At 42.2% G+C, this 14432-nt stretch carries 8 protein-coding genes; 5 read left to right on the top strand and 3 right to left on the bottom strand.

Annotated features, from left to right (window positions below; translation table 11 throughout):
* Window positions 1-34 precede the first annotated feature (34 nt).
* The 4 genes from I8748_RS14975 to I8748_RS14960 all read left to right on the top strand — a co-directional run bounded on the left by I8748_RS14975 (window position 35) and on the right by I8748_RS14960 (window position 7701).
* The gene (locus I8748_RS14975) at window positions 35-1483 is read left to right on the top strand and encodes an NHLP bacteriocin system secretion protein (RefSeq protein WP_198125372.1); all 1449 of its coding nucleotides are present in this window, start codon (window positions 35-37) and stop codon (window positions 1481-1483) included.
* The gene (locus I8748_RS14970) at window positions 1470-3746 is read left to right on the top strand and encodes an NHLP family bacteriocin export ABC transporter peptidase/permease/ATPase subunit (RefSeq protein ID WP_198125371.1); all 2277 of its coding nucleotides are present in this window, start codon (window positions 1470-1472) and stop codon (window positions 3744-3746) included. Before I8748_RS14975 ends, I8748_RS14970 begins: the two co-directional genes overlap by 14 nt.
* A 161-nt stretch (window positions 3747-3907) precedes the next feature.
* On the top strand, window positions 3908-6787 hold the full coding sequence (locus tag I8748_RS14965) for an NHLP bacteriocin export ABC transporter permease/ATPase subunit (RefSeq protein ID WP_318781229.1): 2880 nt from the start codon (window positions 3908-3910) through the stop codon (window positions 6785-6787).
* Between the two features lie 128 nt (window positions 6788-6915).
* Window positions 6916-7701: an IS4 family transposase gene (locus I8748_RS14960; RefSeq protein ID WP_214662576.1), complete on the top strand. Its 786-nt coding sequence runs from the start codon at window positions 6916-6918 to the stop codon at window positions 7699-7701.
* A 1350-nt stretch (window positions 7702-9051) separates the two neighbouring features.
* Here the strand turns inward: I8748_RS14960 and I8748_RS14955 are convergent.
* Window positions 9052-9654 (bottom strand): chromophore lyase CpcT/CpeT, encoded by a 603-nt coding sequence (locus I8748_RS14955; protein WP_198125369.1) that lies wholly within the window; start codon window positions 9652-9654, stop codon window positions 9052-9054.
* A gap of 254 nt (window positions 9655-9908) precedes the next feature.
* On the opposite strand from I8748_RS14955, the gene I8748_RS14950 reads away from it, so the two are divergent.
* Window positions 9909-11156 (top strand): tetratricopeptide repeat protein, encoded by a 1248-nt coding sequence (locus I8748_RS14950; RefSeq protein WP_198125368.1) that lies wholly within the window; start codon window positions 9909-9911, stop codon window positions 11154-11156.
* 114 nt (window positions 11157-11270) lie between these two features.
* On the opposite strand, the gene I8748_RS14945 is transcribed toward I8748_RS14950, so the two are convergent.
* On the bottom strand, window positions 11271-12539 hold the full coding sequence (locus I8748_RS14945; protein ID WP_198125367.1) for a glycosyltransferase: 1269 nt from the start codon (window positions 12537-12539) through the stop codon (window positions 11271-11273).
* A 580-nt stretch (window positions 12540-13119) separates the two neighbouring features.
* On the bottom strand, window positions 13120-14379 hold the full coding sequence (locus tag I8748_RS14940) for a glycosyltransferase (RefSeq protein WP_198125366.1): 1260 nt from the start codon (window positions 14377-14379) through the stop codon (window positions 13120-13122).
* Between the last annotated feature and the right edge of the window lie 53 nt (window positions 14380-14432).

Here is a 14432-nt window from a genome sequence, read left to right as displayed (position 1 = left end):
TAAACATGGCAAAATATTGTCAAATTAATAGAAAATGCTCCACCAAAAGCGCACTATATTCCGCAAACAATCCCTAGAACGTCTATCCTCCCCTGAAAGAATAGACCAACTGATGCAGGTAGTTAGCCCCAAAAGCTGGCTACCTCTTGTTGCTTTGGGTTCCTTGGTAGGAGTCGCTGTTATTTGGAGTATTTATGGACGCATCCCTATTACTGTTGAAGGGCAAGGCGTACTGATTTACCCTAGCAAAGTTCTACCTCTACAATCAAAAAGCGCAGGACAGATACTTGCTCTCAATGTCAAAGTTGGAGATGTCGTCAAAAAAGGACAAGTTCTAGCAGCCATCGATCAAGCTGAACTCCGCAAGCAATTGCAACAACAACGAGCTAAACTCATAGAATTGCAATCACTAGACGAAGCTACCAGTTCCCTGCAAGGACAAAGGCTGGAACAGGAAAGAGGGTCTATGCAGCAACAACGCCTGTATCTCCAGCAACGCATCCGCGAACTTCAAGCTTTGTCACCTCTCCTCAAAACTACAAGCAACGTCTCTATTGGCCAGCAACGCCAAGGCTTGGAACAACGCCTTAAAGAAAGCCAAGCTTTAACTCCCGTTCTCAAGCAGAGAATGGAAATCCGTAAACAGATGCATCAGCAACAAGGAGCTATTTCTGCTGATGAAGCTTTAACAGCAGAACAAGAATATTTGCAAAACCTAGAGAAAATTTCTGACCTCAAAGCCCAATTAAAAGAACTTGATTATAAAAAGACAGAACAAGAAAAAGCTAATCGTGAAAACCTCAGTACTATTTCTGACTTGCAAGCTCAGCTAAAAGAACTGGATAGCAAAGCAGCTTCTGTAGCTCAACAAGACTTAGAAAATGCTAATACCCGCAACAAAGAAATTCAAGAAGTCAAGCGGGAGATTGCCAAACTCGAATTGCAACTAGGAGATAGCAGCCAAATCATCAGTCAACATTCAGGACGCATTCTAGAATTAACCGTGACATCAGGGCAAGTTGTCAATGCTGGAACTCGTCTTGGCACGATAGAAGCAGAGGACTCATCTCACAAATTGGTTGGTGTTACCTATTTTCCGGTTGGGGATGGTAAGAAAATTCAACCAGGGATGACAATTCAAATTACACCCCAAACCGTCAAGCGACAACGCTTTGGCGGTATTGTAGGTACGGTGAGTAAGGTTTCACAGTTTCCTATTACAAAAGAGGCAGCTGCATCGGAGGTGGGTAATGCAGATATAGTAGAAAGTTTGGTATCTCAAAGACAAGAAGGTCTAATGCAAGTATTTGCTGACCTAGAATTGGATGCTACAACTCCAAGTGGTTACAAGTGGTCTTCTTCTACTGGGCCGCAAACCAAAATTTCCCCTGGAACTACTACTATTGTGCGAGTCAAGGTAGAAGAACGCGCTCCCATCACTTTTGTTTTACCAATCTTGAGGGAATACAGTGGTATCTACTAATTCGACCTTAGCAACACCGATTAATCCTTGGCAATACCTGCAAAAATTACTCTTGAGTACAAGCAGGCGGCGCGTTAAAACCCCCACTGTCTTACAAATGGAGGCTGTGGAATGTGGTGCTGCTGCTTTGGGAATTATTCTTGGTTACTACGATCGCATTGTACCCCTACCTGAACTACGACGAGAGTGTGGCGTTTCCCGTGATGGCAGCAAAGCATCTAACATGGTAAAAGCTGCCAGAAGGTACGGACTCGAAGCCAAAGGCTTTAAAAAAGAACTCAAACAACTACAAGACCTGCGCCCCCCTTATATTATCTTCTGGAACTTTAACCACTTCCTAGTTGTGGAGGGATTTGGCAAACAACGAGTTTATCTCAACGACCCCGCCACCGGGCCGCGTACCGTGTCCCTGCAAGAATTTGACGAGGGATATACCGGAGTGGTGCTGGTGATGGAACCAAGCCCGGAGTTTGTCAAAGGTGGTCGCAAACCCAGCATGATTGTATCCTTGTGGTCAAGATTACAGGGGGCTTTTAGTGCTTTAGTTTACTGTTTAATCGGAGGTTTTTTCTTAGCCCTTGTGGGATTGCTGATACCTGTGTTTAGCCAGGTATTTGTAGACGAAATCCTCATCGAACAAAGGCAAGATTGGTTGCGGCCGTTGCTTTTGGCAATGGCTATTACAGCTATATTTCAAGCATTGTTAACCCTACTGCGATTGAGATATCTGCGTCGGCTAAAAATTAAGCTGTCTGTTGGGATGTCCAGTCGCTTTCTCTGGCATATTCTGCGTTTACCTGTAAGCTTTTACGCCCAACGCTTTGCAGGAGAAATTAGCGATCGCACCACTATCAACGACGAAGTTGCAAATATCCTTTCGGGACGATTGGCAACTACGGTAATTGATGCAGTTATGGTAATTTTTTATGCCTTAGTCATGGTGCAATATGACTGGGTATTGACATTAATTATAGTTATTTTTGCTGCTATAAATATCTTAGTTTTACAGTGGATTTCCCGACGGCGTGTAGATGCCAATCAACGATTGATCCAAGAGTATGGCAAAGCTGCTGGTACTTCCATTGCTGCTCTCCAAAGTATAGAAACCTTAAAAGCATCTGGTTTAGAGTCAGATTTCTTTTCGCGGTGGTCTGGTTATTACACCAAGGCGATTAATTCTCAGCAGGAATTGGGTGCGACAAATCAAATATTTTCTGTATTACCCTTGCTCCTGTCGGCTATTTCTTCGGTGATGTTATTAGTTGTTGGTGGTTTACGAGTGATGGATGGACACCTCAGTATTGGAATGCTCGTAGCTTTTCAAGGTTTGATGTACAGTTTTCAATCACCTGTGAACAATTTGGTCAACTTCGGTACTACACTGCAAGAGTTAGAAGGAAATTTGCTCCGCCTAGATGATGTGCTGGATAACCCGGCTTCTGAAATGGGGAGCGGGGGAGCAGAGGAGCAGAGGGGCAGGGGAGCAGGGGAGAAACTTTTGTCCGATTATCCTTCTACATTTGTTCCCAAATTACAGGGGTATGTTGAATTACGAAATGTGACATTTGGTTATAGCCGCCTAGAGCCTCCACTGATTGAAAATTTTCACCTCTCAATTAAACCGGGACAGCGAGTGGCGTTAGTAGGTGGGAGTGGTTCTGGTAAATCTACAATTGCCAAACTAATCAGCGGACTTTATCAACCTTGGACGGGGGAAATACTATTTGATGATACATCCAGAGAGCAGATTCCCCAGCAAATACTCACTAACTCCGTGGCGATGGTGGAGCAAGATATTCTGCTGTTTGGCGGCACTGTCAGGGATAATTTAACTTTATGGGATTCTACCATACCCGACAAAAGCTTAATCCGAGCTTGTGAAGATGCTGCGATCGCCGATGTTATCCTTTCAATGACTGGAGGGTTGGATGCAGAACTCATAGAAGGTGCTGCTAATTTAAGCGGTGGACAACGACAGCGGTTAGAAATTGCTCGTGCTTTGGTAAATAATCCTTCTATCCTGGTGATGGATGAAGCTACCAGCGCCTTAGATGCAGAGACGGAAAAAATTATTGACGAAAATCTGCGGCGACGGGGTTGCACCTGCATTATTGTGGCACACCGCTTAAGCACTATCCGAGACTGCGATGAAATCATCGTTTTAGAACAGGGTAAGGTAGTACAGCGCGGTACTCATCAACAATTGTGGCACGTCGATGGTGCGTACTCACGATTAATTCGGATGGAAGGAGAAGCACTGTAAGTAATTACTAATTCGTAATTCGTAATTCGTAATTTTTGAGTTTAATTTTCCTTAGTTTATATGTGGATTTGTTTGAATTAAGTTCTCAGATGCCATATTTAACAGTCTTTCATGAGTAATTACTTTAAAAATTCCAAAATTTCAATGCAAGTGAGGCGACCGTGGGGCAACTTTACCAAATTCAGGGGAATGAACCGATACTGTTAAATGACCCATTACGGGTTTTGGTAATTCAATCTGGCTCTGTGGCATTGTTTGCCGTCACGGTGAAAGATGGTGTCATAGAAGGTACTCGCCATTATCTCTGTAGTATGAATCAGGGTGAGGCACTTTTCGGAACTGCTGCTAGTTCTGGCCATAGCCAACGCCAAATTTTAGCCGTGCCGATGGGTGAGATAGAATTACTACAAGTACATCATGAATCTTTCCGTGAGTTAATAGCCAATGGAGATGTTAGGGCGATCGCTTTGGTAGAATCTTGGCTCAAGCAACTTAGTACTGCACTCTCCCCTATTCCCACTCCAGCAATTCAAATTAAAACTGACGGAAGCAGACGATTTTCCTTAAGTAATGGTCAAACTTTCCAACCAGAACCAGGTGTTGTCTGTTGGGTACAAATCAATGAAGGGACTGTCAACTTTCTAGGATTTGACGAACTGACTCTAGGAAGTTCAACAGTCACTTTTCCTCTCAACGAAAAAATGTGGCTAGAAGCTGGAGATACAGTTCAACTTGCCACTATTACAACTTCGGAAATTGACAATCCAAATATTATTCTGACAGGGCTATCCCAGCTGAATACTCAACTTCTGCGCTGCATTGACATTCTAGAGCATCAAGAAGCCCAAGAAGAACTGATGCGATTGCGCGATCGCCAACGTCTCAATCGTCAAGTTACAGCTGAAGCTTTAGGGGAGTTAGCATCAACCCTAAATTACCAAGATGGCGATTTTTTCATCGAAGGTACGCCTTTACTAGTTGCGGCTGGTGCAGTCGGCAGAGCTATGGGGGTGAAAATTAAACCCCCGGCTCGTTCTGAGAACCTCAAGCGACTCAAGGAGCCACTAGAAGCGATCGTTCGGGCTTCGCGGATTAGAATGCGGCGAGTGCTGCTGCGAGACAATTGGTGGGAAAAAGATTGTGGTTCGCTCCTTGCTTACACTCAAGATAATCGACCAGTGGCGCTGCTACCAGTTTCAGCAAATCATTATGAAATCTTTGACCCCGTTGAACGCACCCGCGCACGGGTGGATGAGCGCGTAGCCTCTACACTAGCTCCCGTCGCCTATATGTTTTATCGGTCTTTGCCCGATCAGGTACTGGGAGCTTTAACTCTACTGCAATTTGCACTCAAAGGGCATGTTAGGGATATACTAACAATTTTCTTGACTGGTATTGCTGTAACATTGCTGGGGATGCTTACTCCCCAAGCCACGGCTATTATTATGGACAATGCCATACCAGATAGCGATCGCGGGTTATTGCTGCAAATTGGTTTGGGGTTGCTGGTTGCTGCTTTGGGTACAGCCTTATTTCAGATGGCTCAAGGATTTGCAATTCTGCGAACAGAAACCGCAACAGACGCTACTACTCAGGCTGCTACTTGGGATAGGCTGTTAAACTTACCAATATCTTTTTTCCGTCAATATACTACAGGCGACTTACTATCGCGCGTAACTTCAATAAGTACAATCCGTCGCCAATTAGGTGGCAGAATCTTAATAAATCTCTTTAGCAGTCTGTTTACACTGTTTTATTTGGGTCAGTTATTTTATTACAACTATAAATTAGCTTTTGTTGCTGTTGCTGTTGCTGTAATAGCGATCGCAGTCACTACAATCTTTGGTTTACTTCTGCTGCGTAAGGTGCTACCCCTGTTGGAATTACGGGGCAAAATTTTTGGACAAACAGTGCAGCTAATCAATGGCATTTCTAAATTGCATATTGCTGGCGCCCAAGAACGCGCCTTTGCTTCTTGGAGTAAAAACTATAGTCAGCAAATCAAGTTAGAACTAAGCACGCAACAAGTAGAAGACGCTGTAGTGCTTTTCAATACAGTGATGCCTATACTGACTAATGGAGTTTTGTTCTGGTTTACTATTAAACTGCTTGAAGAAGCAAATAATGCTGGAGCTATTGGTCTATCCCTTGGTACTTTTTTAGCCTTTAACACAGCCTATGGAAACTTTATCAAAGGAACCACAGACCTGAGCAACACGGTGACTGAAGTTTTACATATAATCCCTCAGTGGAAACGCACCCAGCCAATTTTAGCAAGCATACCAGAAGTGGTTGCCAGCAAAGCTGATCCTGGTAGGTTACTCGGCAGAATTGTTGTGGATCGTCTCACTTTCCGCTACCGCAAAGATGGCTCACTAATACTCGACAATCTTAGTATTTCTGCGGAGCCAGGAGAGTTTATTGCTCTTGTTGGGAGTTCTGGAAGTGGTAAATCGACGATATTCCGATTACTGCTGGGGTTTGAAACTCCAGAAGCAGGTAGTATATACTACGACGGTCAAGACTTGTCTGGCTTGGATGTAGAAGCAGTGCGCCGACAGTTAGGCGTAGTCTTGCAAAACAGCCGACTAATGTCAGCTTCGATTTTTGAGAATATTGCTGCTGGCGCTCAGATTACTTTGGAGGAAGCCTGGGAAGCAGCTAAAGCATCAGGTTTGGCTGAAGATATCACTGCCATGCCAATGCAAATGCATACTGTAGTTAGTGAAGCCGGAGGTAATCTTTCTGGGGGACAGCGACAGCGATTGCTAATTGCTCGCGCACTGGCATTGAAACCTCGTATTTTACTCTTCGATGAGGCAACCAGTGCGTTAGATAATAGAACCCAGGCAATTGTGAGTGAAAGTTTGGATAAACTACAAGTTACCAGAATAGCGATCGCCCATCGACTAAGCACAATCCGCAACGCTCATCGTATCTATGTACTGCAAGCAGGACGGGTTATGCAACAAGGAACTTTTGACCAGCTAGCTGCTCAAGAAGGACTATTTGCCCAGCTAATGGCTCGACAAATGACTTAGCTACTGCTTGAACGCACCACCAACTAAGCCTTCGGCTTTAGTTGGGGATTCTTTCGCGCTTGAAACTGACGGTAAAACTTTTACCCAAGTTCAAAATTTAGAAATTCCCGAATCTGGTTTATCGAAATGTGAAAGTAATAGACGGTTCAACTGTCTCTATGCCCGACACACAAGAAAATCAAAAAGAATACCCTCAACCTAGTACTCAAAAAGAGGGATGTGGCTTTCCAATTGCGAAAATTGGTGTAATATTCAGTTTGGTGACAGGAGCCGCTGTTGCTTTGTGCATAGATGTTTTGAACACCCATGATATTAAGTTAGCAAGGAAATTGTACAGTTTTCTCAAACCTAATGATGTGCTATTAGGGGATAGAGCATTTTGTGCCTATGCCGACATGGTTGCTATTAAAAAAAATGATTGCGATGCTGTATTTCGTAAGCACCAAGCGCGCACAACAACCATGCGAAAAGGTAAAATTTTCGGAGATTCTGACAAACTTGTTACTTGGAATAAACCTCAAAGATGCCCAAAGGGATTAAATAAAGATGAATTTGACACTCTACCTGACTCTATAACTGTACGAGAAATTTACTACTATATTGAGATTCCTGGTTTTCGGACTAGCAGAATTAGCTTAATCACGACTTTATTAGATCAAGAAATCTACCCTCGCTTAAAAATAGTTTGGCTTTACTATCAACGTTGGCAGATTGAACTCGATCTAAAACATTTGAAAACTACTTTGGGTATGGATGTTTTAAGATGTAAAACTCCTTCAATGGTACGCAAAGAAATTCATGTTTATTTACTTGCTTACAATTTACTGAGGAGTTTAATGTGGACAGCTGGGACTACTTACAATACTCCTCCAAATCGTTTATCGCGCGCTTGCTACTCGCCATCATTTAATTAACTTTCTTCCAAAATTAGAGGCTGCTGGCTCTAAAAAACGCCTTAGACTTTACTGCACTTTGCTTAAAATTATCGTTCACAAGGTGATTCCCGTAGACGCGAAGCGGCTTGTCATCAGACATCGCCCCGCTAGAAACGAACCACGAGCTACCAAACGTCGCCCCAAAGCTTACCCCAGATTGAACCAGAAGAGGCAAGAATTACGTAAACAATTGCAGACTGCTTAAACGGCAAGTGTTTCGGCTTTTCTTAGTGCCATTCTTATATAGTCAATAATCAGACTAAGAGCTGATTCGTAAAGAAAATCTTAAGGAGACTCAACTCATTACTAGGTTTAAGTTTCAGCGAATAAGTGCTGTATTAACTCAAATTCCTGAAACCCTTACAAGGTAAGTATTTTACTTGAGTTTACAAATTAGCTCTAATGATGCTCGTAATATTACTATGAAATAAGCACATTTTGACGATATTTATAAAAGCTTTACTGTATAAGGGTTTGAAAATGTGCAAGTTGAGAGGTGAGAGAAACTATATAAACAAAGTTGACGGTTAGTAGACCGAAAATTTTTGCGATCGCTCTCAGGTAGTGAATTCAAAAACCAGATTTTTTTCTAAAAAACTGTATTTTACATTACATTTTTTGTGTCAATTTGCTTGAACTTAGCTCAGAACTAAAGATTATGAATTAACGGCATAAGCAACACCAAAACTCTTCACGGAAGCTTCTTCTGAGCGTTAGAACTTGATATAAATTTAAAGATGAGATTTTTAAATCTTAAAAGTTTTAATTTTAGCTGTAACTGCAACTACTCCAGTTTTAACTAATGGTAAAACGTGAGAGGAAGTGGTTAATTGTTGAAGTGAATTTGATGAACCTCATACCGTTTCACTTTAAAGTTGATACATTTAGGAGGCAGTGCGGTCTTGGGGTGTCACGCCACGTGCTTCAAGTCGGCATAGCCGCCCAACGCAGTGGCTCCCCAAGTCGAGCAACTGCCGTGCAAGCAGAGGGGCAGGGGAACTCGGGGCCCCCACGACCGGAGGGAGTGGGGATTAGGGGTAACAGAGGAGCAGAGGAGAAATTATTTGTATCATTAATTTAGTGAAATAGTATCACTCCCTAAACCCAGTCGTCTTTTAAGAGATTGTTTAAAAAGTATCAATAATTTTGATTTGAGGTACAATCAACCTCGAACAAAGCCAAAAACATCAAATTTTTCGTTTTACTCTACTTCCCACTTCCCTAAAGCCAGGATTTAACAATCCCCACTTTGGTCAAGTGGGGGTTTAGCATCAGGCGCAGTGCAGTTTCTTTTGGTGGGAAACCTCGTGGGAACTTTTCCCTGCCTACTCAAGACTCAGAAGTGACTATCACCTCGTCGGCAAAACTGTGCCAACGCAGAAAATGAAATGGCCCTGCAATAGAACCCCATAAACGCTCATCACTTTCTAGATCTCTTCCCCGATCAAGACTGAGAAATTTCTCAGCGTCAATCTCAAATTCATTATCAAGATAGGTGTTTTTACCGTTGCGAACCACAATGCAGCCTTTACCAGGTTCAACCCTGCCTTTAAAGCTACTGCCTGTCCACTCTACAACCATGTTACAACCTGGCATTTTCTCCAGTTGGTCAATAGTTAAGGTTTTCAGTCGTTCGAGGTCGCGGGATGCACCGTAAAACTTTTGTTCTTCCTTAACATTGTAGTGTTCAATGACAATGTTGTTTTCTGTCTCAATCAAGTGCATGACGCGCATCCGGTACGGTTGAGTAAGCATATAGTCATAAGCTTGTTCGAGAAACAAGCTCATTCCAGAGAACAGTTCTAAAGGAAGAGGACGGATACACACACGAATGTGGGCAAAAAAAGGCGGATTTTCAAAAGCTTGTTCTTGATTGCTAAAATCTGCTGCCATCCAGCGAGCTAAAGTGGCAATATCTGTAGAATGAGTCATTTAAAGATGATCAACCAGTTGCTTGAATATTATCTGGAAGTATTGTAAAGCTTGGGAATGGTAATAGGGAATCGGGAATTGGGAATGGGGATAATTATGAATATTTTATGCGTCACACCAAATGGCACAGTTGGGAGAGAAGACTGGGGAATGGGAATAAGGGGGATAAGGGAAATGCCCGATTCCCGATTCCCGATTCCCAATTTCCAATTCCCAATTCCCAATGCCCAATTCCCGATATAGGTAAAGTACCAATGCTCCGACGCTTAAGTGTTATTATAACTGTCGCTATACTTTTTAGCAGTTCTTTGGCTCTAGCACAGAGTAAAAACCCTGAAGAACTCGATAAATTTCCTCCTAGCCCGCTAGAAATTACTACCTCCGATCCGCTGCTGCCAAATTTGAGCAAAAAACGGGAGTTAACTCTTGAAGAACAGCAAAACCTGGAGGTGGCGCTGGATGAGTTGAATCAGCAAGCTACACAGAAACTGCAAGCAGGAGATAAGGTAGCAGCGTTTGAAATTTGGAACCGGGAACTACGTTTGCGGCGGTTTTTAGGTTCATTAGCAGAAGTGCAAGCACTGTCACGGGTGGGTGCTTACGCTTGGAATGAAAGCGATCGCCAAGAGATATACTACATTACTCAGCGATTGCAAGCTATTCAAAAACAACTACAATCCCCTAAAAAGGTTGCCAAAAAAAATGTACCACCAAAAACTGTTGACCTGGAACTTTTGCGATCGCTAGGTCAAGCTTACCAAAACGTGCGATCGCTCAAACCTGCCCTAGAAGTTTATAACCAAGTTTTGACAGCAGTACGACAGCAACAAGATACAACAGCAGTAGTACAAACCCTCAACATTATTGGTCAACTGCATTTAAATTGGTTTGATTATCCCAAAGCTGCTACCACCTACGAAGAATTGTTGAGTTTAGCTACCCAAGCAGGCGATCGCACCAATGAACTAGCATACATACAACAGCTTGCTTATATTTACGAGCAGGGAAAACAACCACAGCAAGCAATAAATATGCTAGATAAGCTAGTAAAAATTGATGTTGATGAAAATAATCTGACTGAAATACCAAAATTGAAACTCACAATTGCTGCAAATTATCAAACTCTAGCACGAGAAAATCCCAGTTTACTATCAGAAGCTTTTAACAATTATCAAGAAGCCTACACCACAGCTTGGCAATTGCAGCAGTTTACTCGTGCAGGTGAAGCTTTGCAAAAGTTAATAGCGCTATATCGCTCTCAAGGACAAATAGACGAGGCTTTACAAACTAGTCAAATTCTGATAGTTACACAAGAGCAAGCTGCTAATTTCTACGGTTTGATGGAAGCATATGATCAAATCGGGCAAATATATTTACAACGCAAAGACTATCCTCAAGCACTAACAGCCTTTCAAAAAGGTTTAGAACTGGCAAAACAACTCAAACACCAGGAAACATACTTTACTCAGCAAATTGCAAAAGTACCCAAAGGCAATTTTTAAATTGGGGAATTGGGAATGGGGAATTGGGATTAGGGGCAATGGGGAATGGGGAATTGGAAATTAGTTATTCTCCTCCTCATCCCCCTCATCTCCCCCTGCTCCCCTGCTCAATAGCTACTCAGCTGTTACTAAATCTACCTGCTCTCCTGCTTCCACAAGTTGGTAGAGTTTGTCCTCAAATTTTTCCATACATGCTGACCAATCGAATTCTAATACCGAGGGGCGAGCCTGCCTAGACAAATCTGCTTTCAAGTCAGGATTTTCTAGAATTGCAATCACCTTTTGAGCAAAGTCTGTTGAATTGTTGGGTTCAGCTAATAATCCATTGATAAGTGGAATAACTTGCTCTGGGTTTCCGCCAGCATTGGCTGCAACAACAGGGGTTCCAGATGCTAAAGCTTCCATGTTGGTTGTACAGAAGTTCTCAGTGACAGAGGGGTTCACAAATACATCTGCTCTAGCAAACCAACCCAAAAGTTCTGTGCCGTGAGATTCACCCCAAATGGTAATGTTGGATTTAAATTTTTGGGACTGCTGACGAAGTTCTTCCTGTTTGGCACCGCTACCAACAATCACTAGATGAACGTCTGGAATTTTAGCAGCAATGATGGGAAATATCTCTAGCAGTTGGGTGACATTCTTTTCTGCACTCACTCGTCCGACGAACAGGAGAATGGGTCGATGGTCGTTAGGAATCGGATTATAACAAATATTTCGGGGGTGAAATCTTTCGCAATCAATTCCTTGATAGGGTAGGTATTCACTACGTTGAGATTTCATGCTCTTGTACTTAGCAAGCAGTTCTTGGGAGGGAAAATAATTAGCACTATAAGCCTCGCTGAACTGTTTGATGAAAATGGGAATGATGGGACGAATCAAGTTAAAAAACTTATCGCCTAAGTAATATCGAATATAGGCAACGATGTCTGTATGGAATACCGAGATGATGGGAGTACTGGTTTGCTTAGCGTATTTTATGCCTACAGGGCGACCATAACCTTGTAAGAAACATGAGTAGAAACCTCTCATTTGTGGTGCTTCTTCAACTACCACAATGTCGGGTTTAAAACTCGATAATACCTCAGTATCGTTCCAATGCCGATAGTGTAATGGTTCAGGGAGAGACTTGTAAAATATTAGAGGCTTTGTAGGATAGGCATAAGAAGAAAAGTTAGAAAAAGACTGAGCCTCTTTCAATCCTGCCACAGGGCGATCGCGTACTTCTATGGGAAATTTATCATTAATTTCTGGGTGAATTAGAAAAACTTCATGTCCCTGTTGTAACAACCAACGAACTCGTTGATGTACTGCAACTCCAACCCCTGATAAAAAAGGTGCATAAACACCCGTCATAATTGCAATGCGAAGTGGTTGTTTTTTCATAATTCGAGGAAATCTTTCATGAAAATGCTGGTTTGCGATTTAGGACTTACGCAGCAAATCTTTCATGAAAATCCTGATTTTTATATCTGTTGTGAACTGCTGGCGGTTAAAAAACCTCGTACAGTTTTCCAAAGATACAGTTGGATTTAAGACTTACGCATTGACAAATGGTCTAAATTGTAGATAACAGAGTGTGCGTTTATTGTTTTGATTCAAGATGCAATTCCCCTTAATAAATTCCCCTTCATAAATTTTTATAAATCCTTTGTTGAGGGATATAAAATTGTGACGTAATTACTTAAAAAAATAAATTTTTATATGTAAAAGTTGTATATATATAAAACTTACACAACAACTGTCTGAAACTCTTATTCCTTCGTGTCCTTTGTGTCCTTTGTGGTTCGTTTTTTCATAATTTTGCGTAAGTCCTGTATATAATCTAGTTGACTGATGACAGTCAACATACCATTTCACGAAATACCTGATACTGTAGAGGCGTACAGCTGTACGCCCCTACAGCCGATTCATGTGTTACAAATATTTTTGGAAATGGTATCAGTACCCCACACCTTAGTTTTCGTCAAAGAGAAATTCTGTGATCAATAGGTTGATCCAACAAATCATAAGGGTGGTATTCAACTAGTCGGATGTTCCAAGGGCCTTGAACCCGATAGACAATACCACGCCATTTAACTGTTGACATCCAAAAAGATGATAGCATTGCTAACCCATATACCCACTGTGTTAAGGGAATTGCTAGCAACATTCTCACTATCGTAGTCGCTGATAATTTTGTGACTAGCTGACCTTGAGAGCGAATTACTGGCTGTATTCCATACTCCACGATGAGCATGATCAAGAATAATCCCAGAGTATAGATGCTGTAACTCCTCAACAATAAAGCCGCAGCTTCCCATAGTGCATCTCCCAACGACAAGAAAAACAATACTATAACTGCTGTCGGAAAGAGGATGCTAGAAATCGCTTCACTAACTAAAGCTAGCCAACGGGGATGATACAGTCGAGAATAAAATATTTGGCGTTTGAGAGAGTCTATAAAGCCAAGCAAATCGCATTCTTCACGATTTAGCATAATCAAAGAAGGCACCAACTTGACCTGCATCCCATGTTTTTTCAGGATGTTGTGCATCATCATATCTTCGCCGAAAGCTTGTCCCCACATATCTAGCAGTCCTGTTTGGTGAAGCACTTCTTTTTTAACTGCTAAAGTTCCACCCCAAGGAATGCCGAATAAGTACATCTGCACGACTGTAGCAACATTACCTGCATACCGTACTAAAGACCCCCAATAACTACCTGTTGGTACATACCAACGATTACCCGTTGTCGCCCCAACTTTGGGATTAGTTAAAGGACTAACTAATTCGCGTAGCCAATTAGGATGGACTATTGTATCAGCATCTACTAAAGCAACTACCTGATAAGAATCATCCAAGTCGGAAACAGCTTGTATTAAAGAACTACATTTGAGACTACAGTTGTGGCGTATTATCCTCAAATGGTTGATTTGGACATTGGTTGCTTTTAGTTCATTGATAGTCTCGCTGGCTATTTGCCAAGCAGGATCTTCTTGACTATCAATAATTAGCTTTAAATCGTAGTGTGGGTAGTTTTGCTTTAATAGTGCCTGCAAACAATTGGGTAAAAATGGGTCGGCTCCACGTAGACAAAGAATCACCGCCGTTTTCGGTAACTGTTCGTCGGGTAATATAGTTTTGGGACGCGATCGCACATACAACAAAAACATCAGTGTAATACACGCCTGAATAGCCAGCCAACCCAGCAAAGACTTAGATAGGAATATCGCCAACTCTTTCATGAAATCCTAATCTCCGGCAAATGGAATTGGGCATGGGGAATTGGGAATTGGGA

This window comes from Amazonocrinis nigriterrae CENA67 (genome assembly GCF_016056305.1).
Taxonomy (GTDB): domain Bacteria; phylum Cyanobacteriota; class Cyanobacteriia; order Cyanobacteriales; family Nostocaceae; genus Amazonocrinis; species Amazonocrinis nigriterrae.
This window is presented reverse-complemented; position numbering and strand designations above follow the sequence as displayed.